Annotated in this window: 25 protein-coding genes; 20 read left to right on the top strand and 5 right to left on the bottom strand. The window is 42.5% G+C overall.

Annotation, left to right across the window (positions count from 1 at the left end):
* Position 1: 1 nt before the first annotated feature.
* Positions 2-412: a ribosome-associated heat shock protein Hsp15 gene (hslR, locus tag CEX98_RS20130; protein WP_099643778.1), complete on the bottom strand. Its 411-nt coding sequence runs from the start codon at positions 410-412 to the stop codon at positions 2-4.
* Between the two features lie 286 nt (positions 413-698).
* On the opposite strand from hslR, the gene gspC reads away from it, so the two are divergent.
* From gspC to CEX98_RS20195, 13 genes are all read left to right on the top strand, one after another.
* Entirely contained in the window at positions 699-1583 is an 885-nt protein-coding gene (gene gspC / locus CEX98_RS20135; protein WP_099643779.1) for a type II secretion system protein GspC, read from the top strand.
* Between the two features lie 27 nt (positions 1584-1610).
* Positions 1611-3674: a type II secretion system secretin GspD gene (gene gspD / locus CEX98_RS20140; protein WP_099643780.1), complete on the top strand. Its 2064-nt coding sequence runs from the start codon at positions 1611-1613 to the stop codon at positions 3672-3674.
* Positions 3667-5253, top strand: a complete 1587-nt coding sequence (gene gspE / locus CEX98_RS20145; protein ID WP_099643781.1) for a type II secretion system ATPase GspE — start codon at positions 3667-3669, stop codon at positions 5251-5253. The genes gspD and gspE overlap by 8 nt, the downstream gene beginning before the upstream one ends.
* Positions 5253-6479 carry a type II secretion system inner membrane protein GspF gene (gene gspF / locus CEX98_RS20150; RefSeq protein ID WP_099643782.1) on the top strand — a complete coding sequence of 409 codons (1227 nt, stop codon included), beginning with the start codon at positions 5253-5255 and terminating at the stop codon, positions 6477-6479. The genes gspE and gspF overlap by 1 nt, the downstream gene beginning before the upstream one ends.
* A gap of 65 nt (positions 6480-6544) precedes the next feature.
* Positions 6545-6967: a type II secretion system major pseudopilin GspG gene (gspG, locus tag CEX98_RS20155; protein WP_277948940.1), complete on the top strand. Its 423-nt coding sequence runs from the start codon at positions 6545-6547 to the stop codon at positions 6965-6967.
* Positions 6968-6970: 3 nt separating this feature from the next.
* Entirely contained in the window at positions 6971-7564 is a 594-nt protein-coding gene (locus CEX98_RS20160) for a prepilin-type N-terminal cleavage/methylation domain-containing protein (protein ID WP_099643783.1), read from the top strand.
* The gene (gspI, locus tag CEX98_RS20165; protein ID WP_099643784.1) at positions 7561-7938 is read left to right on the top strand and encodes a type II secretion system minor pseudopilin GspI; all 378 of its coding nucleotides are present in this window, start codon (positions 7561-7563) and stop codon (positions 7936-7938) included. The genes CEX98_RS20160 and gspI overlap by 4 nt, the downstream gene beginning before the upstream one ends.
* A complete protein-coding gene (gene gspJ, locus CEX98_RS20170; RefSeq protein ID WP_099643785.1) occupies positions 7938-8570 on the top strand; it encodes a type II secretion system minor pseudopilin GspJ in 633 nt (210 codons plus the stop codon). The genes gspI and gspJ overlap by 1 nt, the downstream gene beginning before the upstream one ends.
* Positions 8567-9571: a type II secretion system minor pseudopilin GspK gene (gene gspK, locus CEX98_RS20175; RefSeq protein ID WP_099643786.1), complete on the top strand. Its 1005-nt coding sequence runs from the start codon at positions 8567-8569 to the stop codon at positions 9569-9571. The genes gspJ and gspK overlap by 4 nt, the downstream gene beginning before the upstream one ends.
* Positions 9568-10773, top strand: coding sequence for a type II secretion system protein GspL (gspL, locus tag CEX98_RS20180; protein ID WP_099643787.1), 1206 nt, complete (start codon positions 9568-9570; stop codon positions 10771-10773). The genes gspK and gspL overlap by 4 nt, the downstream gene beginning before the upstream one ends.
* Positions 10770-11243 (top strand): type II secretion system protein GspM, encoded by a 474-nt coding sequence (gspM, locus tag CEX98_RS20185; RefSeq protein WP_099643788.1) that lies wholly within the window; start codon positions 10770-10772, stop codon positions 11241-11243. Before gspL ends, gspM begins: the two co-directional genes overlap by 4 nt.
* 2 nt (positions 11244-11245) lie before the next feature.
* Entirely contained in the window at positions 11246-12004 is a 759-nt protein-coding gene (locus tag CEX98_RS20190) for a type II secretion system protein N (RefSeq protein WP_099643789.1), read from the top strand.
* A gap of 130 nt (positions 12005-12134) precedes the next feature.
* The gene (locus tag CEX98_RS20195; RefSeq protein ID WP_099643790.1) at positions 12135-12704 is read left to right on the top strand and encodes a UPF0149 family protein; all 570 of its coding nucleotides are present in this window, start codon (positions 12135-12137) and stop codon (positions 12702-12704) included.
* A gap of 14 nt (positions 12705-12718) precedes the next feature.
* Here the strand turns inward: CEX98_RS20195 and CEX98_RS20200 are convergent, their stop codons facing one another.
* Both CEX98_RS20200 and CEX98_RS20205 read right to left on the bottom strand, forming a co-directional pair.
* A complete protein-coding gene (locus CEX98_RS20200; RefSeq protein ID WP_425334959.1) occupies positions 12719-12925 on the bottom strand; it encodes a hypothetical protein in 207 nt (68 codons plus the stop codon).
* Positions 12922-13281 carry a hypothetical protein gene (locus CEX98_RS20205; protein ID WP_242441772.1) on the bottom strand — a complete coding sequence of 120 codons (360 nt, stop codon included), beginning with the start codon at positions 13279-13281 and terminating at the stop codon, positions 12922-12924. Before CEX98_RS20205 ends, CEX98_RS20200 begins: the two co-directional genes overlap by 4 nt.
* A gap of 249 nt (positions 13282-13530) precedes the next feature.
* On the opposite strand from CEX98_RS20205, the gene ccoG reads away from it, so the two are divergent.
* The 5 genes from ccoG to CEX98_RS20230 are packed head-to-tail and all read left to right on the top strand — an operon-like array spanning position 13531 to position 17821.
* The gene (gene ccoG, locus CEX98_RS20210; protein WP_099643793.1) at positions 13531-14988 is read left to right on the top strand and encodes a cytochrome c oxidase accessory protein CcoG; all 1458 of its coding nucleotides are present in this window, start codon (positions 13531-13533) and stop codon (positions 14986-14988) included.
* A 51-nt stretch (positions 14989-15039) separates the two neighbouring features.
* Complete coding sequence (locus tag CEX98_RS20215) at positions 15040-16014, top strand: serine/threonine protein kinase (RefSeq protein ID WP_099643794.1); 975 nt, start codon at positions 15040-15042, stop codon at positions 16012-16014.
* 16 nt (positions 16015-16030) lie between these two features.
* Complete coding sequence (locus CEX98_RS20220; protein WP_099643795.1) at positions 16031-16654, top strand: thiol:disulfide interchange protein DsbA/DsbL; 624 nt, start codon at positions 16031-16033, stop codon at positions 16652-16654.
* A gap of 18 nt (positions 16655-16672) precedes the next feature.
* Positions 16673-17302, top strand: a complete 630-nt coding sequence (locus CEX98_RS20225) for a thiol:disulfide interchange protein DsbA/DsbL (RefSeq protein WP_099643796.1) — start codon at positions 16673-16675, stop codon at positions 17300-17302.
* 48 nt (positions 17303-17350) lie between these two features.
* Positions 17351-17821 (top strand): DUF523 domain-containing protein, encoded by a 471-nt coding sequence (locus CEX98_RS20230; RefSeq protein WP_099643797.1) that lies wholly within the window; start codon positions 17351-17353, stop codon positions 17819-17821.
* Between the two features lie 10 nt (positions 17822-17831).
* Here the strand turns inward: CEX98_RS20230 and trmA are convergent, their stop codons facing one another.
* On the bottom strand, positions 17832-18926 hold the full coding sequence (gene trmA / locus CEX98_RS20235; protein WP_099643798.1) for a tRNA (uridine(54)-C5)-methyltransferase TrmA: 1095 nt from the start codon (positions 18924-18926) through the stop codon (positions 17832-17834).
* A 164-nt stretch (positions 18927-19090) separates the two neighbouring features.
* Here trmA and CEX98_RS20240 point away from each other — a divergent pair, with 164 nt between their 5' ends.
* A complete protein-coding gene (locus CEX98_RS20240) occupies positions 19091-20218 on the top strand; it encodes a DUF5610 domain-containing protein (RefSeq protein ID WP_099643799.1) in 1128 nt (375 codons plus the stop codon).
* A gap of 68 nt (positions 20219-20286) precedes the next feature.
* A complete protein-coding gene (gene murI / locus CEX98_RS20245) occupies positions 20287-21051 on the top strand; it encodes a glutamate racemase (RefSeq protein WP_099643800.1) in 765 nt (254 codons plus the stop codon).
* A 10-nt stretch (positions 21052-21061) separates the two neighbouring features.
* Here the strand turns inward: murI and CEX98_RS20250 are convergent, their stop codons facing one another.
* Entirely contained in the window at positions 21062-21529 is a 468-nt protein-coding gene (locus CEX98_RS20250) for an RNA recognition motif domain-containing protein (RefSeq protein ID WP_099643801.1), read from the bottom strand.
* Positions 21530-21709 lie beyond the last annotated feature (180 nt).

The following is a 21709-nucleotide window of genomic DNA, read 5'->3' on the forward strand; positions in this document are numbered from 1 at the left end:
CCTAGTTTGACTTCAATTTAAGTAATTCACGGCGTTGCTTCTTGTCCGGCTTAGTAGCCGGTCGCGGTGCAAATAAGCTATTGTTTTGGCGCGCCAACGCATTTTGAGTTCGCTTTTCGATACTCGCTTCTGACTCTTCATAGAGAGTCTGTGCGATGGGAGCAGCTTGTCGCTTCTCCATAATGTTAATTATGGTTACTTCTTTCTCTTCATAACCTTGGGCCAATTTAACAACCGCACCTATTTCAACAATTTTGCTGGGTTTACAGCGCTGACCGTTATAGTGTACTTTGCCACCTTGGACCATGTCGCGAGCAAGCGCTCGGGTTTTATAGAAGCGAGCGGCCCATAACCATTTATCAATGCGAACTTTCTGTTCAGATTGGTTGTTTTCCTGTTGGAGTTTTGTCACAATTCGTTAACTATTTTGCAAGTGTGAAATTTAACCTGATAAATTTAGCATATTTCGCTTTGCAAACAAAGAGAGTGACGGGTGTCAAACTCAGGAAGTAGGGTTTTATGAAATTTTTTACCTAAAAAGTGAACTAAGATGTTAGCTTGTGTTCCAAGATTGGGTTTATATTCAGTTAATTGGCTTACAGTGTACCTGTTTAAATTAAAGTTTAACAATTAGACGCTTGTTGAAAAAATTTCGAGGCGGTACACTGAGGCGTTGAAGAGAATAAGAAAAGTATTATATGGAATTACAGTTACAGCAGCTTCAGAAGTTTTGGCTTGGTATGCCCCATGCGAAGTTAAGCCGCACCCTTGTTGTCCTGTCGGTTGTTTACATTGCGTATCTCTTTTCGCAATTGTTTTGGTTGTTATGGCCTGTGCCACAAACACAGCCTCTACTGCCTGCATCACAACTCTATAGCCAATCAAGTAACAGCATTACAAGCCAAGGTATTGTTGCAAGAAATTTATTTGGAGAGGCGAATGCTAAGCCTGAAGCTACGCCTGAGCCTGTAGTATCAGATGCGCCAGAAACGACGCTTAATGTTAGACTCACTGGTATTGTCGCTGTTAGCCAAGATGATGGAGCGGGACTTGCTATTATTGAGTCTCAAGGCCGTCAAGAAACTTACTCAGTGGGTGGGTCTGTAACAGGGACGCGCGCGAAGTTAGCTCGCGTGCTACCGGATCGTGTGATTTTAGATGTTAGTGGTCGTTTTGAAACATTAATGCTAGATGGGTTGGAGTTTAGCCGCACAGTGGCAATGCCCTCTAAGTCGAAACAGATTGTCAATCAAGCCACTGCACCCACTCCCGCCAAAAATGAGCTGGCAAGTCGTCGCCAAGAGTTGCTCCAAGACCCTGGAAAACTATTTGATTATATAAGAATCTCTCCTGAACGAAGTAATGGGCAGCTCATTGGCTATCGATTAACACCGGGAAAAGATCCTGAATTATTTAAGCAAGTCGGGCTTAAATCGAATGATTTAGCAATCGCAATAAATGGGTTTCAGCTCACGGATATGAAACAGGCTATGTCAGCTATTAATGAACTTAGAACCAGCACAGATGCGAACATCACGATCGAGCGAGACGGTCAGGTGATGGATGTGCAGTTTAGCCTGTAAAGTTACTAATTTTGGAGTTTTAGAATAATGGGTAAAAAGCTACACCTCACAAAAACCAAAAAAGGGTTAGCTAAGTATGCAACACTCTTGATTGCTGCTGGTATTTCACTTTCTGTTTCTGCGGTTGAATACGCAGCGAACTTCAAAGGTACTGATATTAATGAATTCATCAATATCGTTAGTGATAAACTAAATAAAACCATCATCATCGACCCTAACGTGCGTGGTAATATTAACGTACGCAGCTATGAGTTGATGGATGAAAAGCTGTATTATCAGTTCTTCTTGAACGTGCTTGAAGTATATGGCTACTCTGTTATTGAAATGGATAGCGGTGTGCTTAAAGTAGTTCGTAGCTCAGACGGTAAAAAGTCAAACGTGCCTTTGGTATCTGGCGAAGAGCTAGGGAATGGTGACGTTATGGTAACACGCGTTGTTCGCGTGAAGAACGTTAGTGTTCAAGAGCTTGGCCCCCTTATTCGCCAATTCAGTGATCAAAAAGACGGTGGTCACGTTACAAATTTAAACTCAGCTAACGTAATGATGCTAACGGGTCATGCCTCTTCGGTAAATCGCCTTGTTGATATCATCAAAACGGTTGATCAAGCGGGTGATAAACGTGTCGACATAGTCAAGTTAAAACATGCAACGGCTGAAGATGTCGTGAAGGTTGTTGAAAAAATCTTCCAAGATTCAGGTAAGGGTGGAGTTCCGGATTTTCTTATTCCTAAAATCGTGTCTGACACGCGAACTAATAGCGTTATTGTAAGCGGTGAGTCTCAGGCGAGAAGCCGAGCTGCGGAGCTTATCAAACGTTTAGATGATGAGTTGCAATCACAAGGCAACACACAGGTTTTCTATCTTAACTATGCCAAAGCCGAAGACCTAGTGAAAGTATTGCAAGGCGTGAGTAAATCCATTGAAGAAGAGCAAACCGGTGGCCAACAAACTCGCTCACGTAGCAATAACAATGAAACCAGTATAGAAGCGCACGAAGATTCAAACTCCCTGGTTATTACAGCACAACCAGACACCATGCGTTCATTAACGCAAGTGATCAAAAAGCTAGATATTCGCCGAGCGCAGGTTTTAGTTGAAGCGATTGTCGTCGAAGTTTCTGAAGCCGATGGTATTAACCTTGGCTTACAATGGATCTCTGAAAAGGGCGGGATGCTACAGTTTAATGATGGCAGCACAGTGCCAATTGGTTCATTGGCGGTGGCTGCAGAGCAAGCGCGTGATAGAGAGATTAAAGGGACGATAGTTGGTACAGATGATAATGATGTATCTAATACAACTACGACTGAGCGCGGTGATTATAGTGGTTTGGCAGGCCTGCTTAAAAATATTAATGGTTTAGCAGCTGGTATCGTCAAAAATGACTGGGGTGCGATCATCCAAGCGGTAACCACAGATACGAACTCAAACATTCTGGCTACACCGTCGGTGACTACCATGGATAACGAAGAAGCGTCTATGATTGTCGGTGAAGAAGTACCGATCGTGACGGGTTCTACTGCTAATGACAATAACTCTAACCCTTTCCAGACTGTAGATCGTCAAGAAGTGGGTATCAAACTAAAAGTAACCCCTCAAATTAACGATGGGACTGCGGTACAGCTGAAAATTGAGCAAGAAGTATCTAGTGTAAAAGGGGCTACTTCTGTCGATATTCGAGTGGCTAAGCGTGCTATTAATACCACGGTTATCGCAGATGATGGCGGTATGGTTATTCTTGGTGGCTTGATTGATGAATCTGTCCAAGAAAGTGTTTCTAAAGTTCCATTACTTGGTGATATTCCAGTGCTAGGCCACCTATTCAGATCGACGGGCACTCAAAAAGAAAAACGTAACCTGCTGGTGTTTATCCGTCCGACGATAGTGCGTGATGGTCGCAGTATGAATGATATCAGCCACTCTAAATATAACTTTATTCGCGGTGAGCAGCATAAACATAGAGAAGAGGGTATCGAGCTAATGCCGTTTGAAGATACGCCAATCCTACCTAAATGGGATGACAAACTTACTCTGCCACCTACGTATGAAGAATTCTTGAAAGAGCAAAATAGAAAAGAGCGTGAAGATGATTGATGAAAAAGTCGCGCCAGATCTCGGAGCCGAAGCTGAAGAAATGGCGGCCCAGTTACAAAGTGGCGAACTTGTGACCAGTGATGTGGTGGAGGCGTCAGTCGTCCCTTCGATTACACTGCGCCTGCCTTTTTCTTATGCCCGACGTAAAGGGGTATTATTGAGCCCTGATGGAGAGCGAGCGAAGCTTTACCATAAAGGGACACTCGATCTTGAAACGTTAATGGAAGTGCGTCGAGTGGCTGGGAAGTCATTGCATCTTGAGGCACTTGATGAAGCGCGCTTTGAACATATGCTTGAAGCTTCTTATCAAAGAGATAGCTCTGAAACGCAGCAGATGATGGAAGATATCGGCAACGAAATGGATCTATTTTCGTTAGCCGAAGAGCTGCCACAAACGGAAGATTTGCTCGCAGCAGACGATGATGCACCTATTATCAAGCTTATTAACGCGATGTTGAGTGAGGCAATTAAAGAAGGCGCATCTGATATCCATATCGAAACCTTCGAACAAGAGCTTGTGATCCGCTTCCGGGTTGACGGTGTGTTGAAAGAGGTTTTAAAACCAAACCGTAAGCTTTCTTCATTATTGGTTTCTCGTATTAAGGTAATGGCTAAGCTGGATATTGCCGAAAAACGCGTGCCACAGGATGGTCGTATTAGTTTACGAATAGCTGGCCGAGCAGTAGATGTGCGTGTATCAACCATGCCATCAAGCTTTGGTGAGCGAGTTGTATTGCGTCTACTAGATAAAAACAATGCAAGGTTAGATCTAGAAGATCTGGGGATGACTCAAGCTAATCGTGATGCATTTGCGGAAATCATTGCTAAACCGCACGGTATTATACTCGTTACTGGCCCAACGGGTTCTGGTAAAAGTACTACCTTGTATGCTGGGATGACGCAGATCAATTCCAAAGACCGTAACATCTTAACGGTAGAAGATCCGATTGAATATGAAATCCCAGGTATTGGCCAGACTCAGGTAAACCCGAAAGTAGATATGACATTTGCGCGTGGGTTACGTGCGATCCTTCGTCAAGACCCTGACGTGGTAATGGTAGGTGAGATCCGAGACTTAGAAACCGCACAAATTGGCGTTCAAGCCTCTCTAACCGGCCACTTAGTATTGTCTACACTGCATACCAACACGGCTGCAGGTGCAATTACCCGTATGGAAGATATGGGTGTTGAACCATTCTTATTAAGCTCATCATTGTTAGGGGTATTGTCACAGCGATTGGTAAGAACGCTTTGCCCGAATTGTAAAGAAGCGCATTTAGCGGATGAACGAGAGTGTGAACTGCTTGGTGTGGCCAAAGACAGTGGCACGCAAATCTTCCGTGCGGTCGGCTGTGAAGAGTGTAACTTCAATGGTTATAAAGGCCGTACTGGTATTCATGAGCTACTGATTGTTGATGAACCAATCCGTGAACTTATCCACAACGGTAAGGGTGAGCAGGCGGTTGAAAAATATATTCGCAAGCGCACACCTAGCATTAGGCAAGATGGCTGTTCGCGAGTACTGGCTGGCCAAACGACCTTAGAAGAAGTAATGCGTGTAACGCGTGAGGAAGGCTAATGGCAGCGTTTGAATATCGTGCTCTGGACGCTAAAGGCAAAGAAAAGAAAGGAATTTTAGAAGCCGACACAGCAAAGCAAATCAGGCAAATGCTCAGAGAAAAGGCATTGATGCCACTTGAAGTAATGCCTGCTGCTGAGAAGGAAAAAAGTCAAAGTAGCGGTGGTTTTACGTTATTTAGAGGCTATCGTCCATCGGTATCGGATCTTGCATTGATCACCCGTCAGCTTGCCACCTTAATCCAGTCTTCTTTACCGGTTGAAGCAGCTGTGATGGCTGTAGCAGAACAATGCGAAAAACCAAGACTAAAGCGTATGTTAATGGCGGTAAGATCAAAAGTCGTAGAAGGTTATACCCTTGCTGATGGCATGAGTGAGTTTCCACACGTTTTTGATCATTTATATCGTTCGATGGTTGCTGCAGGCGAAAAATCGGGCCATTTAGATCAAGTATTGAACCGACTGGCTGATTATACCGAGCAACGCCAACATATGCGCAGTCAAATCACACAAGCGATGGTATATCCAATCATCCTAGTGATATTTGCGATTGCTATTGTCTCTATCTTACTAGGGACGGTTGTACCAAAAATCTTAAAGACCTTTGAAAAGTCAAAGCAAGCACTTCCATGGACAACGGAGTGGGTTATGGCTGCCAGTAACTTTGTCCAAAACTACTGGATGATTACACTGGCTGTTGTTGTTATTGGCACTTATGCTATTAAAAAGGCATTACAAAAGCCTAAAGTTCGCTTTTGGTACGATAGTAAACTGTTAAGCTTACCGGGCCTTGGGAAAGTAACTCGAAGCGTAAATACGGCACGCTTTGCTCGTACTTTGAGTATTTTGTCCTCAAGCTCAGTGCCATTACTTGAAGGCATGAAGATATCTGGACAAGTTCTTGAAAATGAGAAAATCAAGGCGTCGGTGGCTGAAGCGGCTACTCGAGTGAGCGAAGGAGCCAGCCTCCGAGCCTCGTTGCAACAAACAAAGATGTTTCCTCCTATGATGCTACATATGATTGCAAGTGGGGAAAAATCAGGGGAGTTGGAGCAAATGCTCGAGCGCGCGGCCAACAACCAAGAACAAGAATTTGAAAGTATGGTAAATGTCTCGCTGAAATTGCTAGAACCTGCGATGATAGCAACGATGGCAATTATCGTACTGTTTATAGTTATGGCGATACTTCAGCCGATTATGGCGATGAACAAAGCCGTAGGATTATAGTCAAAAAGGAAAGGCCATAGTACATAATGGACATGGTCGTTAATAACAGCATTGAGGTAAACATTGTGAAAAAACAATCAGGTTTCTCACTACTAGAAGTGATGGTGGTACTTGTTATCATCGGTATGATTTTGTCTATCGTTGCCCCTAACGTGATGGGTCAACAAGAAGAAGCAGCCAAAGAAAAGGCGCGTCTGGATATTCGCCAAATTGAAGATGCGATGAAAATGTATAAGCTGAAAAACAAGCGCTATCCGACTACTGAGCAAGGCCTTGAAGCATTGGTGACACAAACCAATATTGACCCAGTACCGAAGCGTTTCCCTGAAGGTGGTTTTATTTCAAAGCTTCCTGAAGATCCATGGGGTAACCCTTATCAGCTAGTTAGTCCTGGTGAAATGAGCCAAATTGATATCTTCTCTATGGGACCTGACGGTGAAGTAGGTACTGATGATGATATCGGTAACTGGGATACAGAAGACCGTTAATTTATGTACTCAACACTGCGTACCAATACATCGGTTAAGGCAAAGGGCTTCAGTTTACTTGAAGTCCTCGTTGTCTTAGTGATCATTGCTTTTTCAGTGAACTTAATTACCTACACCGTAAGTGACAGTGATGAAGAAGAGCTAGAAAGCATGGCAATGCGTATGCAGGGTACAATTAACCTCGCCTCTGAATTTGCCGTATTAAATCAAGTGGAGCTAGGCTTCCATTTAGACAAAGGGATGCTTGAGTTTTTGGTATTTGACGGTGAAAAATGGCGACCCTTTGAAGCGGACGATATTTACAAGCCCATTGAACCACCCGAGCAATATAAAATTGACCTCATACTAGAAGATCTCCCATGGTCTCAAGATAATTTGCTTGAACAAGCGAACTGGCGAGAACTTATGAGTGGCGGTGATGATGACAGTTTATTAGAGTTAAAGAAACTCAAGATCCCCCAAGTATTAATTTTATCGTCTGGTGAAGTTAGTGCGTTTAGGTTAAGTGTTGAAAATAAAGAACTACCAGAGCCTATATTCTACGTTGAAGGGGAGTTCATGGCTCCGGTAAGCCTAAAACGGGAGCCGGAACTATGACCGCTCGGAAAAACTTAGGTTTTACACTACTTGAAGTAATGGTAGCGCTGAGTATTTGTGCTGTGGCTGGTATAGCTGCAATGCAGGCAACCAGTGAGCATATTACTCATATCGGTTCACTAGAGGAACAAACTTATGCATCATGGGTTGCGGAGAATCGCTTAGTCTTTTTGCGTGCTCAAGGCGAGGATTGGCATGGAAAGAATGGCAATAAAGGCGAAGAGGAAATGGCTGGGGTAACATGGTATTGGCAACAGCACATTCAAAAAACCGCAGATCCTAGCTTTGTAAAACTGACCGTACATGTTTTTCGTGAGCCGGAACTTAAAAACTCGGTATATGACATCACCACATTTATGTACCGAGGTAAGTAGTGAAAATACATAGGCAGCACGGTTTCACGCTTATTGAAGTGTTATTGGCCCTCGCTATATTAGCGGTGGTAGTTACGGCTACACACCAAATTTTAGACTCAACCTTGAAGGCTCAAGCTGCCTCTACTGAGAAAATCGCTGAGATTGAAGGGTTGCAAACCACTTTTCGCTTGATGGACCAAGATTTCAATCAAATTACCAAACGTGAAGTACGTAATGAGGCGGGCGACTTTAGTCCGACTTACATTATTCATGGCCGATATGAGCTGGATAGTCAATATGACGGTATTGCTTTTGTCCGTGATGGTTGGACAAACCCAATTAGTTTGTTGCCTCGGTCCGAATTACAAGCGGTTGGATACAGAGTGGTTGATGATAATCTTGAGCGTATTTATCGCATATATGTCGATCAGCTAGATGGAACAGAGCCCAGAGCACAAGTCATTCTTGAAGATGTAGAAGAGCTAAAATTTGAGTTTTTAGATGACAAACAAAAGTGGCAATCCGATTGGAAATCCAAATCATTGCCCAGAGCGGTCAAAGTGACGCTACAAAGAAAAGATTCAGATCCTATTAGTCGCTTATTCTTAACGCCGGGTAGTGGCAAAATGGACGAGGAACAGATCCCATGAGGCAACAAGGTGCAGCATTAGTTATTGTGTTGTTTATCGTTGCATTGGCAGCGACAATTGCTGCCGAAATGGCAAGCAGTTTGATGGTTCAGGTGCAAAAGGCATCAAATATTCAAACGCAGCAGCAGGCAAAGTGGTATAGCTATGGTGCAGAAGAATTAGTAAAACGTGCGCTGATCAAAGTAAAAAAAGACGATCCTGATACGGTGAACTTAGATCAGCCATGGGCGCGAGAAGAAGTGCCATATCCAGTTGATCACGGGACCTTGAGTGGTAAAGTGACAGATCTACAGGCTTGTTTAAATCTCAACGCCTTAAGAGCAAAGCCACAAGCTAATAATAACAACAACCAGCGTAGTCAACAGCTCGGCGCAAAAAGTACTAATGTGGCCCATGGTGCTCTGTTAGAGCTTTTAAAGAACATCGAAGACTTACCGAGTAATGAAAGTGAAGAAGCTCTTGCTGACAGCGTCTATGATTGGTTGGACGAAGACAGTATTACTTATCGCTCGGGAGCTGAAGAAGACGAGTACATGTCGAATCAAACGCCATATTTGACCGCGAATAATCTGATGGCATCGGTAAGCGAATTGCGCATAATTAAGGGGTTTAATCCGCTTGTAATGGAAAAGATCAAGCCTTATGTTTGTGTGATCCCAGGTAGTGAGGAGCTGGCAGTTAACGTCAATACCATTTTACCTGAACAAGCACTGTTACTAAGTGCCCTGATCCCTGGTCTATCAAAGTCAGGAGCTGAAGCCATTATTTCAGCGAGACCAAAAAAAGGCTTTAGCGATATTAATGAATTTTACACGGAAGTCGCAAACCAAGGGGTAAAAAACCCCAACAAGACTTCCAAATTATTTACGATTAACAGCAATTATTTTCAGTTGCGAGCAACGGCAGTGTTTGATGAGCGACGCTTTTCTCTCACATCAATTATAGAAACAAAAGATGGTAAAGCGTACGTGCTTGCTCGTAAGTTTGGAGGCGTAGAGTGACAGAACAATTATTGGTCCGTGTAGACCAGTCACACCAGGCGACAATACATTGGTTAGTATGGTCAACAGAACAACAACAAATTATTGCCAGTGGTGAACTCGAGGATAGCGAGCAGCTTGATAAACTTGCAGATAAAGCACACACTCGACCAGTGGTATTACTACTTCCGTCGACAGCAGTGCAACTACGCACCTTGGAGCTACCCGCAAAATGGAATAGAAAGCTAGAGCAAGCCCTTCCTTTTATGCTTGAAGAGCAGGTGGCAACCGATATTGATAGCTTGTTTGTTGCTATTGGTAAACCTGGTATGAAAGAAGATACGCACACTATAGATGTTGCTGTTTGTGACCACGATTGGCTCCAAAGTTGGTTTATTGCATTTGAAGACGCGGGAATGAGTGTTTCTAAGGCGGTGCCGGATGCTTTATGTTTACCGCTTCAAGAAGCGATGACGAGCGCTGTACAGCTAGGCCAACAATGGCTGTTTAAACATAGTACATGGCAAATTGGCACGGCTGAGCTTAGTTGGGTTAACGACTACTTGAACATTGCGGGTGTCGAACATGTTGCACATTTTAGTCCAGCGAATGATTTTGCTAGTGATATTAAACTAACGGCACAGCAGCAAGAGTATGATCTGCCGCTAGCACTGTTTGCAAAAACATTGCCTGATATCGATTTTAACTTACGCCAAGGCCGATTTGCTGCGAAGAAGAAGCAGCCACAATGGTGGCGTGATTGGCGCAGTGGTTTAATCGCTGCAAGTGTGGCGGTGGTCAGTTTTATTGCTATCAAAGGCACACAGTTATATGTTGTTAGCCATCAAGCTGAGCAGCTTGAAACGCAGGCTGTGAGTATGTATCAACAAGCGTTTCCAAATAAAGTGGTGCGCCCACACTTGCTGAAAAAGCAAATTCAAAATGAGTTAAATGCCCTGTCTGGTGCTGAGCAAGGTGGATTGCTTGAGCTGACGAATCACTTTATTGCGATTTACGACGAAATTGATGCCTTTACTCCTGAGACACTGCGCTATGACAAACGAAGAAATGAATTACGGATCAGAGCGAGAGCGAAAGAGTTCCAAGTCTTTGGCCAAGTAAAGTCAATTCTTGAGCAGCGTGGCGTTAGCGTTGAGCAAGGAGCCTTAAATAATGATGGTGACTTTGTGGTTGGTGAAATTCGCATTGGAGGTGCAGCATGAAGCAGCAAGTAATCAACTACTGGCGTGGCCTTAAAGAACAAGAACAAAGGCTGCTTATCGTTGCTGGTGTTACCTTTGTGGTCTTCGTGCTCGTTATGGGGATATTTAGGCCGCTGAATCAGGCTGTTAGTGATGCTGAAGCAAAGCTTAAACGCAATCATGAACTGGTTAACTGGGTAGGGCAAAGTGTCAATAAGTTAAAGTCTAGCAGCCCTTCACGAGTGATTAGTGGTGGGAACATTAGCCAAATCGTTAATAATACTCGCGGCCGTTTTCAAATCGATATTAGTAAGATGCAACCAAGTGGAGAAGCGATACGCTTGACCATAGATAACGTTGAATTTAATAAGTTGGTCGCATGGATAGACGAATTGACAAACAAACATGGGGTGAAGGTAGAAAACCTCGATCTAACGCAGGGGAATTTACCTGGTTTTGTTCGTGTTAGTCGTTTGGTTTTAGAGAAATAATTATGAAAAATACACTAACTCTACTCATCATTTTTTTGCTGGCGTTCATTGTTTTCTGTACCTTTACGATGCCAGCGGCTGTATTGCTACAGGTATTTAAGGGACAGTTACCGCCAAACCTGCAACTTGGAGCGGTGAATGGCTCTGTATGGCATGGCCAAGTCAGTGGTGTTAGGTTTAATAATATTCAATTGAATCAAGTGAAGTGGGATATTGAACCTTCAGCACTGCTACTGGGTAATCTAGCTGGCAATGTTCAGTTTGGAAATCCTAGAGACAAGAGCGAAATTTCTGGCAAAGCAAACTTTTCTTCTAACCTGTTAAGCAAAACGGTTTCGGTAAATAACGCTTCGCTGCGTTTTAGTGTTGAACAAGCCATGGACCAAGTAACATTACCACTGCCAGTTGATGCGAAAGGCCGCGTTATTGTCAATGTTAAAGAATACCGAAGTGGTGCACCATACTGTGAAGGCTTAAATGGTGAAATTAGCAGTCCTAATATTGATGTGAAAGGCATGAATGGCTGGTTTAGCATTGGTGATTTGAGTGGCCAGTTAGCCTGTAAATCTGGGGATATTGCGGTGGTGGTTGACCCTGAAAACCGTTTAGGGTTACAAGCGGACGCCACGCTTGCCGCCAATTTCCAGTTTAGGGTTGCTGGCAACATCAAACCGGATGCCAATTTACCAAAAGAAGTACATGATGCAGTCAAGTTCTTAGGTCGACCAGATGGTGAAGGACGCTATCCTGTTAACTTATAAGCGACTTTAAGTCATACTTAACCTGAGGTTTGGACAAAGCATTAACTATCCGGAGCTCAGGTTACTTAACCTTTCCTTTCGTTCTTTTTTGTAAAGGTGCTACTTTAGCGCCTCTAGTCAAGGCAATACTATGCAGGATTTTTCATTTACCGCTGCTCATCAGCAATGCTTAGAACAGTACTTTTCTGAGCGTAAGCTATCTATTGATATCGCATTCTTACAGGGATATCTGTTTGCTACATGTATTGATCCCAATGGGATTGAAGTAGAAAAGTGGCTTAAAACATTAACCAATGCAGATCCTCAGTTAGATGAGCGCGTTGCCTTTGCATTGATGGCTCTGCACCATGAAATATCAGAACAGGTATATGAAACAGGGTTTCAATTACCTTGGCATAGTGAAACGCCATTACTTCAGAAAATAAATTGGGCAGAAGGTTTTTTGATGGCTGCGACTCCATTTTATGAGCAGCTCATGTCGAGTCCACTCTCTGAAGAGATTAAACAGGCCCTGCAGATGAGTACCGAGCAGCTGGGGCTTTTTGCGCTAGGCGAACAGCAGCTAACGATTTATTGTGACAAGATTGGACAGTCTTTTGCTGAGTTTCAAACCACTCAAGCACAACTTGCAAACGAATTCGCAGCTTCCTATGCCGAGCTGGTTGAAGTAGCTGCGGTAAACAGTGGGTTATTTGAGTAGCTCAAATAACCACTTCAAGCAAGGTCTAGCTCAATAAGCGTGCAGCCTTTTTGACAACGGGCAATGGCTCTATTGTGAGATTCAGGGTTGAGTGTGAGTGTAATGGGTTGCTGGCAGCTAGTGCAGTTGACGACGCGACCTTGGCTCAGCTTTTTTATCAGTGCCTTTTGATCGTTAAACGACTTTGAAGATTTCTTGTTGAGCTGACTAAAATCCATCATAGCGCCTTTGCTTCGTGTATTGCTTGATTTGCAATTTCACAAATTTTGATAAGATCTGGACCATAAAAGTAAAGGTTATAGTCATTTTCTTTACAATACTTTAAATGAAAAAGCCTGACTTTTTCGTCCGTTGCAAGCGCCTCATTAATGTAATTTTTTTCATCTTCTGTCATAGAAATCGCTTTAGCTACATTGGCTCTGGCGATCCTTGCTGCGGTACTACGCTGCACTTTACTTGATTCACTAAGTACCTCAACGCCTTGACCTAACAGCTTATCTCTTGGCTCTTTAATCAGTGGATGATCCACAGTAAACAGAGCAACGACTATAATGGCTAATACGAGGAATTTTTTCATAATCTGGCGCAGATTTGATCTAGCTAACAAAAATAATGTACCTAGTGTAATAAACTTGTCTGCCGAGGCGCAACAAATCTCTCATCATTTATGATGGGTTTTAGCTCAACTCACTATTAATAATAGAGTTTCAAGGCGTATAATAGTAACCGCTAAACTATATTATGGGGCACACCGCAATAGTTTAGCCCGTATTTTTTAAGGTCACTGTAGCAAGTGCATCTCGTTCCAAAGCACTAAGGAGCTTCCATGGAGAACGAAAGAATCAAGGTTAAAAATATACCGTCAGAGGTAAAAATTCAAAAGCCAGCAGGTGGTTCAGAAGGGAAATCACTTAACAGCTCTACGCCTGATCGCTTCAACCCAAGAAATCGCATCTATGTTCGTGCGGTAACGGGCCTACATCAATTATTAAGAAAGCGCATCGGCTTTATTGGTATGTTGGCATTTATGGCTTTGCCATGGCTTAATTTCCATGGTCATCAGGCTGTGTTATTCGATATTTTTGAGCAAAAATTTAATATATTTGGCATGACCTTATGGCCTCAAGATTTGACGATTTTTGCCTTTATCTTGATGATTGCTGCATTTGCGTTGTTTCTGGTCACTACGTTTTATGGCCGGGTATGGTGCGGTTACACTTGTCCCCAAACGGTCTGGACTTTCATTTTTATTTGGTTTGAAGAAAAATTTGAGGGCACCGCCAACCAGCGGAAAAAGCTGGATCAAAGGTACATGGACTTTGACAAGTTTTGGCGTAAAACGGCCAAGCATAGTAGTTGGATTTTATTCTCGCTGTATACCGCAATTACCTTTGTTGGCTATTTCACGCCTATTCGCTCATTGATCCCTGATTTACTGACGGCCTCTGCTGGGTTTTATTCTGTATTAAGTATTATCGTATTTACAGTTTGTACTTATGGTAATGCAGGCTGGATGAGAGAAATCATGTGTTTGCATATTTGCCCATATGCGCGTTTCCAATCTGCAATGTTTGATAAAGATACCTTTACAGTAAGCTATGATGCTGCACGCGGTGAAAGCAGAGGTCCCAGAGGACGTAAGCAAGACCCTAAAGCCTTAGGATTGGGTGACTGTATCGACTGTAATCTATGTGTTCAAGTCTGTCCTACAGGTATCGACATTCGCAATGGCTTACAATATGAGTGCATTAATTGCGGTGCTTGTATCGATGCCTGTGATGGCGTGATGGATAAAATGAACTATCCGAGAGGGTTAATCGCGTATACAACCGAGCGTAATTTAGAGGCCTCAAACGAGAAAACCAAGCCAGTGCGCGGCAAATTAATTGGCTACTTAATGATACTTGTGGTGATCACAGGTGCATTAGTGGTAAACATTGCGATGCGTAAGCCGATGGATCTTGATATTATTCGTGATAGAAACCAGCTTTATCGCGTTAACATTGAAGGGCTAGTAGAAAATACTTACACTCTTAAGGTGATAAACAAAGCACAAGTCGAACAGAAATTTTCTATTGAAATATCGGGTCTAAGTAATTATCAGGTGATTGGTAAGCAACAGGTACACCTCGCTGCGGGAAGTACATTGGATGTGCCTTTATCGGTTGTGATAGACCCCTATGACTTGAAAAAACCGGTCACAGAGTTTGAGTTTGTGCTCATAAACCAAGCAAACCCAGAAGAGCGGCTGGCACAACCCACCAACTTCTTCAAGGGAAGGTAGGATTAATAAGGTAAAAAGCGAGGTTAGCCCCTCGCTTTTTTAATAGGTACTATGAACGATTTTAGTTTTAACGCGTTGACCCCCGATCTCATCTTGGATGCAATCGAAGCGCTCGAGATTTATCCTGCTACAGGGCTATTGGCTTTAAACAGTTATGAAAACCGCGTTTACCAATTTGGTGCTGAGGATGGTAAACGTTATGTGGTGAAGTTTTACCGCCCTGCTAGATGGACGAATGAACAAATCTTGGAAGAACATGACTTTGCGCTGCTAGCCAAAAATGCGGAAGTCCCCGTTGTTGCCCCACTATTAATTGGTGGGCATAGCTTACACTTTCACGAGGGTTACCGTTATACGCTATTCCCAAGTGTAGGGGGGCGACAATTTGAACTGGATAACCTTGACCATTTAGAAATACTTGGCCGTTATCTTGGACGGTTACATTGTTTGTCGGCGCAACAAGCATTTGAACACAGACCAGCCTTGAGTACTCAGCGCTTTTTATTTGATGCACAAGAGACTTTGCTAAAAAGCCAGCTAGTGCCTAGTCATTTGCATACTCCATTTGTTACTATCTTAGAGCAAGTTATTAACAAAGCCGCGTCTAAGTATCAGGTTAGCAAAACGATTAGGCTTCATGGTGATTGCCATGCTGGTAACTTATTGTGGTCCGCTGATCAGCTCATGCTGGTTGATCTTGATGATTGTCAACAAGGCCCAGCAATCCAAGATTTATGGATGATGCTTAATGGCGACCGCAATGAACAACTTGTACAGTTAGATACCCTATTGATGGGGTATGAAGAATTTATGCCGTTTGATCCAAAGGAGCTTGCGCTGATTGAACCTTTAAGAGCCATGAGAATGGTTAATTATATGGCTTGGTTAGCACAACGTTGGCAAGACCCTGCGTTTGAACGGAACTTTTCTTGGTTCGCAACAGACAAATACTGGGAACAGCAGATCCTTGCATTAAAAGAGCAGTTAGCTGCCTTAGATGAACCAAGTTTAAGCCTATTTCCTTAAAATTAGAGAGAGTAGCATGCTAAAAAAATTAAGAATTGCATTGATTGCACTATGTTTACCTGTGGTCGCTATGGCCTCAGACTTTACTGAAGGGGAGCATTACACCACCTTAACAACGGAGCAGAGCAAAGATCAGAAGGTGACGGAGTTTTTCTCATTTTATTGCCCTCACTGTTTTCGTTTTGAACCTATTGCAAAAGCAATCGAACAAAACTTGCCTGAAGGTGCTCACTTTGAGAAAAGTCATGTAAACTTTTTACGTGGTGTACCAGCTGAAACGCAAAGCAACTTAAGCTATGCCTATATTATTGCTGAGCAAGAAGGTAAAGCAAACCTGATTGCTGAGAAAATTTTTCATGCCATTCATTTAGAAGGAAATAAGCTTTTAGAGATTAAAGACCTGAAAACGCTTATGGAGCTAAACGGCATTTCTGCGAAACAGTTTGATCAAGCTGTAACAAGCATGCCGGTTATAAGTGCTGAAAATAAGATGCTAGAAGCACAAGAGAAATTTTCTGATGCAGGAGCTTTGACTGGCGTGCCTACATTTATCGTTAATGACAAATACAGAATTGAGATGAAAGGCCTTAAGAGCCAAGCGCAGCTTGATGAACTGATCGCATATTTGTTAAAGAAATAAGGACTGGAGAAAGTTAGTATGTTGAAAGTATTGAAAGGCTTGGCAGTTGCATTGATGCTGCCACTATTTGCTCAGGCTGCACCTTATGAAGAAGGCGTACACTATGAAGTGATTGCTGAGCGCGGTACTAAAAAGCCGGAAGTAATGGAATATTTTTCTTTCTACTGTCCAGCCTGTAACGTAATGGAAAACTTAATCGTTGACGTTAAACCCAAGCTTGATAGCGATGTGAAGTTTAAAAAAAGCCATATTGATTTTGTTGGACCAAGAGATTCCGAAATCCAACAATTATTAGCTCAAGCGCTTGCGACAGCAGCGGTATTGCCACAAAAAGATAAAATTATCGCAGCTATGTTCAATCATATTCATGGTAAGCGTGCAAAGATCAATGAACTTGCTGATGTAAAGGATATCTTTATTGCGCAAGGTGTTGATGCTGAAAAGTTCGATAAACTGTACGCGAGCTTTGCCGTCCGTACGAAAACATCGAAAATGCAGCGTATGCAAAAAACATTGTCAGACAAAGGTGCACTTACCGGCGTACCTACGTTTATCGTGAATGGTAAATATAAGTTGTTGTTACGTGAATCAGGAACAACCAAAGCTGACCAAATCGCTGCGTTGGTAAATTATTTAGCAAAGCAATAAATGCTGATTTGTATTAGACTAGCCCTGTAATGATTGCAGGGCTTTTTTATGTTTAAAATTCTAGTTTCAAGTTGTCTGCTCGGTTACCCCGTAAGATACGACGCCTCGTCGCAAAGCTTGCAAGATAATACTTTGCTATATTGGCGGCAAAAAAATTGGGTACTACCATTTTGCCCAGAAGTCGCTGGCGGCTTGCCCACACCGCGTCCACCTGCTGAGATAACAGACGGAAAAATTCTGAGTCAGCACGGTGAGGATTTTACAGAAGCCTTCATGTTTGGTGCGCAAAAAGCGCAGGCACTGTGCGTTGAGCACAATATTCAGTTTGCTTTGCTCAAAGAGTCCAGCCCATCCTGTGGTAGTAATTTTATCTACGATGGTAGTCATTCTGGAAAGAAAATAGCAGGGGAAGGGGTGACGGCGGCTTTGCTAAGGCTGTCGGGCATTCAAGTCTTCAGTGAAACTGAGCTGCCAGCACTGGTTGCAGCGATGACAGCCGATGATATTGAGCTCTGTTAAGCTCAATCAACTATTTTCGAGTTAGATAAACGCCAGATTCTATATGGTGTGTATATGGAAACTGATCGAAGATTGCAAAGCGTGCAATCTTGTGCGTTTCACACAGTAAGGTTAAATCACGCTCGAGTGTGTCTGGGTTACATGAGATATAAATAATATTGTCATAGTTACTCACCAAGCGGCAGGTCAGTTCATCCATGCCCGCTCGCGGAGGATCGACAAGAATGGTCTGGCAGTTATAAGATTGTAGATCAATACCGTCTAAGCGAGAGAACTTTTGTCCTTTCATTGCTTGAGTAAACTCTTCACTCGACATACGAATAATATCGAGATTATCTACTTGGTTTGCTGCAATATTAAATTGTGCAGATTTTACCGAAGACTTGGAGATTTCTGTGGCCAGAACTTTGTTGAATGAACCTGCTAAGGCAATTGAAAAGTTTCCGTTACCACAATATAACTCAAGTAGGTCATTACTTAATGGCTCACTGATGTCCTGAGCCCATGCTAACATCTTTTGATTCACTTCAGCATTTGGCTGGGTGAAACTATTTTCTACCTGCTGATAAATATATTCCTTGCCATTTACAGTTAGTTTTTCGGTGACATAGTCATTCCCAAACACAACTTTCTGCTTTCTGGCGCGACCGATAAAGTCGACAGTGTAATGTTGTTGTAGCTCTGTTCTCAATGTTTGCATTGCGTTTTGCCATGCTTCATCGAGTTGCTTATGATACAAAAGGCTAATCAATACTTCACCACTAAGAGTCGTGAGATAGTCAATTTGAAATAGCTTGCGACGTAAGAGTTCGTTATCTTTTAGCTTGTCTATCATGACCTGCATCATTTCATTGACAAGTGGCGCACCTGGGTCAAAGCTATCAACACGGATTTTTTCTTTGGTTTGCTGGTCAAACATGATGTGAAACAAGTCGTCACCATCATGCCAAACCCTAAACTCACAGCGCTGGCGGTAATGGCGCGTTGCTGAGTCATACACCTCTAGTGTCGGTGCATTAAACTGCGCAAATTGTGAACTGATACGCTCAGCCTTCTCTGTTAACTGTTGTTCGTATACTGAATCATCAATTTTAATTACTGCCATACTAAAACCATCTATGTTGAATTAAGAGGCGCTATTTTAGGGAGCGTTGTTAATTTGTCCAGTATAGCGTCGTTGTTGAAAGCGTTTTGCTGTTTTTTTAATCATTATACTTTAGCTTTGCATAAAAATGCCGATAATCTAACTACTATATTGGAGGGCATACCATGAAAATCGGGCAATTAAATCAGTTGCTCAATCCAGCAATGCAACACAAGCCTGGAAAGAGCAAAGGGATTGGACCAAATATTCATATTAATTCAGATAGCTACGCGGGTGATAAGTCTAAACTCGCGGCTAAAATTCTTGATGACAAGCTAGCCGAAGCACTCGGTATTGAAAAGCCAGCGCAAGATAAAAAAGATAAACCTTTGTTTGACTTCGAGTCTATTGTCAAAAACGTACTTGATTTTGTTCAAGGTGCGGTGAAAAAGGCAAAAGTAGATGGTAAAGATAACGACGAGCTGAAATCTATGCTAGATGATGCTCGTAAGGGTGTCCTACAAGGAATAGATGAAGCTAGTGAAGAGCTAAAAGGCATGGGGGCATTTAATTCTGATATTGAGGATGGCATTGAGAAATCACGAGAAGGTATTTTTAACGGCTTAGATGATTTTGAAAAAGAACTCTTCGAAGAAAAGTCGCCAAAAGCATTAGCAATAAGCGCCGCACAATTTGCCAGCTTATCTAATCAGGCTGAATATGCCTTTACCACAGCTGAAGGGGATGAGGTGGTGATTTCATTTTCTGATGCTTACTCACAAGGTGCTGCAGCGAGTGTTGCACAGAAGGCAAATGAATACGGTATGGCATATGGCACAAAGTCGTCTCATGAAGTGAGCTTTTCCATTAAGGTAAACGGCGAGCTAAATGAAGAGGAACAGCAAGCGATTAATGACATGATGGAAGATATTCGTAATGTCAGTGATTCGTTTTTTGGTGGTGAGTACGATGAAGCCTTCGACTTGGCAAAATCGCTAAACTTAAACTCTGATCAGATCACCAGCTTTACCATGGATCTCAAACAGAGTAAGACATCATCGGCGATTGCCCAATATCAACAAGGGAATCCGATGAAAGAGTTAGAAAAGGCATTTGTTCCACTTAACAAACAACTATCCGATATCCAAGAGCAGGCTAAAGCGCTTGACGCGAATACTGAGCTACCGAATCTATTAGCCTGGATGAATGAAGGACAGTCGAGGTTAAATGAATTCTTGGATTACGCCAGTAGCTTTTTTAGTAAATTAAATGAAATGAATAAAGAGCAAGTCGAGCAAAAACAAATGAGTTAATTGAATCAAGTTTATTTTCATTAGGACTCATGGCAAACTTCATGCTTCTCTTACATGAGGAATGAAGTTTGTCACATATTTTGGTTTTTGACTCAGGTATTGGCGGCACTAGTGTACTGTCGCATTTGCAGACGCGCGTCCAACATGCAAACTTTAGCTATGTTATGGATAACGCGTATCTACCCTATGGATTGCAACCCCAAGAAGTCATTAAGTCTCGGATCAAGGCTTTGATCCACTGGCAGGAGCAATGTTTAGGTAACGTAGATCTAATCATTATCGCCTGTAACACTGCCTCTACTTATGCTTTAGAAGAAGCGAGAAAACACACCGGGCTACCAATCATTGGTGTTGTTCCAGCAGTAAAACCTGCTGCACTGAGTTCTAGGAGTCGGCATATTGCTTTATTGGCAACCCCTGCAACCTCGAATAACTCATATACCCATAAACTTATCGCTGATTTCACTTCAGGCTGTAAAGTAGAAACATTGCATTCGACAGAACTGGTAAGGATCGCTGAACGTTTTTATTGGCATAATGCGCTTGACCAGTTGGCTTTGTACAAAGAAATTGAACAGCTTCATATTCCCGACTCTGTTGATAGGCTGGTGTTAGGATGTACTCACTTTCCTTTAATAGGCGAGCACATCAAAACCTGCTTGCCACCACATATGGAGTTAGTTGATTCAGGGGAAGCTATTGCTAATCGCGCGGTGTCTTTATTGGCAAGTCATGAGACCAGTATAAAAAAGGTGCCGGCAAAAGAAGTTAGATTCTATGCAACGGCACCTATATTAGATAGTAAAAAAGAAATAGCGTTAATAGACTTATAGTGTAAGTCTATTAAGCTGGAGAGTGATTCATCTCACCTTCTGGCTTTTGCTTTGCTTCTCTTACCTTTAATGTACGCTGTTGGAACTCGCGCTCATTGAGTTGAGTGATTGCCTTTTCGGCATCTTGTTTCGCCATCTCCACAAAACCAAAACCGCGACGCTTACCTGTATTTTTATCCTTAAGTAACCGAACAGAGAATACTTGTCCTTGCTCCTCGAATAGTTCGCGAACCACATGTTCGTTAGCTCTGTAAGGTAGGTTGCCGACATAGAGAGTGGTAGTAGATAAGTTTGATTGTTTTTCTTGTTGTGTATCACTTTTTAAAAACTGGCTTACTATGCCACCGATGATAATACCTACGGATAACATAAGTGCAGCGTCGAGTTGAGTAGAGCTTAATGCAAGATCAACAATGAAAAAGCTCGCAACTGCAATAACCAAAGTGATCAAAATGACTTTATGATCAAAAGACTTCATATAAATATACCAATTAAAATAAGGTTAAACATTAATTTAACAAATGAGTTAGCTATCTTAACGAGTTAATTAAACTTCGCAATAATTAATATAGTTCTAATAGTAAGATTTGTCTTATTTTGAACGTTATCTGTACATAAAAGTGGTTTTTGGTTAAATGTTGTTCGAACGATCAAAAAG

The sequence above is a fragment of the Pseudoalteromonas piscicida genome, assembly GCF_002744175.1.
GTDB classification, from domain to species: Bacteria; Pseudomonadota; Gammaproteobacteria; order Enterobacterales; family Alteromonadaceae; genus Pseudoalteromonas; species Pseudoalteromonas piscicida_B.

Excerpts from the sequence above, each read along its gene's own strand:
- trmA (WP_099643798.1), bottom strand. The coding sequence starts at position 18,926 with ATGGCAGTAATTAAAATTGATGATTCAGTATACGAACAACAGTTAACA.
- gspM (WP_099643788.1), top strand. The coding sequence starts at position 10,770 with ATGAAGCAGCAAGTAATCAACTACTGGCGTGGCCTTAAAGAACAAGAA.
- CEX98_RS20190 (WP_099643789.1), top strand. The coding sequence starts at position 11,246 with ATGAAAAATACACTAACTCTACTCATCATTTTTTTGCTGGCGTTCATT.
- CEX98_RS20160 (WP_099643783.1), top strand. The coding sequence starts at position 6,971 with ATGTACTCAACACTGCGTACCAATACATCGGTTAAGGCAAAGGGCTTC.
- CEX98_RS20200 (WP_425334959.1), bottom strand. The coding sequence starts at position 12,925 with ATGATGGATTTTAGTCAGCTCAACAAGAAATCTTCAAAGTCGTTTAAC.
- gspI (WP_099643784.1), top strand. The coding sequence starts at position 7,561 with ATGACCGCTCGGAAAAACTTAGGTTTTACACTACTTGAAGTAATGGTA.
- CEX98_RS20205 (WP_242441772.1), bottom strand. The coding sequence starts at position 13,281 with ATGAAAAAATTCCTCGTATTAGCCATTATAGTCGTTGCTCTGTTTACT.
- CEX98_RS20220 (WP_099643795.1), top strand. The coding sequence starts at position 16,031 with ATGCTAAAAAAATTAAGAATTGCATTGATTGCACTATGTTTACCTGTG.
- CEX98_RS20230 (WP_099643797.1), top strand. The coding sequence starts at position 17,351 with ATGTTTAAAATTCTAGTTTCAAGTTGTCTGCTCGGTTACCCCGTAAGA.
- gspF (WP_099643782.1), top strand. The coding sequence starts at position 5,253 with ATGGCAGCGTTTGAATATCGTGCTCTGGACGCTAAAGGCAAAGAAAAG.
- ccoG (WP_099643793.1), top strand. The coding sequence starts at position 13,531 with ATGGAGAACGAAAGAATCAAGGTTAAAAATATACCGTCAGAGGTAAAA.
- gspC (WP_099643779.1), top strand. The coding sequence starts at position 699 with ATGGAATTACAGTTACAGCAGCTTCAGAAGTTTTGGCTTGGTATGCCC.
- gspK (WP_099643786.1), top strand. The coding sequence starts at position 8,567 with ATGAGGCAACAAGGTGCAGCATTAGTTATTGTGTTGTTTATCGTTGCA.
- CEX98_RS20215 (WP_099643794.1), top strand. The coding sequence starts at position 15,040 with ATGAACGATTTTAGTTTTAACGCGTTGACCCCCGATCTCATCTTGGAT.
- CEX98_RS20250 (WP_099643801.1), bottom strand. The coding sequence starts at position 21,529 with ATGAAGTCTTTTGATCATAAAGTCATTTTGATCACTTTGGTTATTGCA.
- gspE (WP_099643781.1), top strand. The coding sequence starts at position 3,667 with ATGATTGATGAAAAAGTCGCGCCAGATCTCGGAGCCGAAGCTGAAGAA.
- gspD (WP_099643780.1), top strand. The coding sequence starts at position 1,611 with ATGGGTAAAAAGCTACACCTCACAAAAACCAAAAAAGGGTTAGCTAAG.
- CEX98_RS20195 (WP_099643790.1), top strand. The coding sequence starts at position 12,135 with ATGCAGGATTTTTCATTTACCGCTGCTCATCAGCAATGCTTAGAACAG.
- CEX98_RS20240 (WP_099643799.1), top strand. The coding sequence starts at position 19,091 with ATGAAAATCGGGCAATTAAATCAGTTGCTCAATCCAGCAATGCAACAC.
- CEX98_RS20225 (WP_099643796.1), top strand. The coding sequence starts at position 16,673 with ATGTTGAAAGTATTGAAAGGCTTGGCAGTTGCATTGATGCTGCCACTA.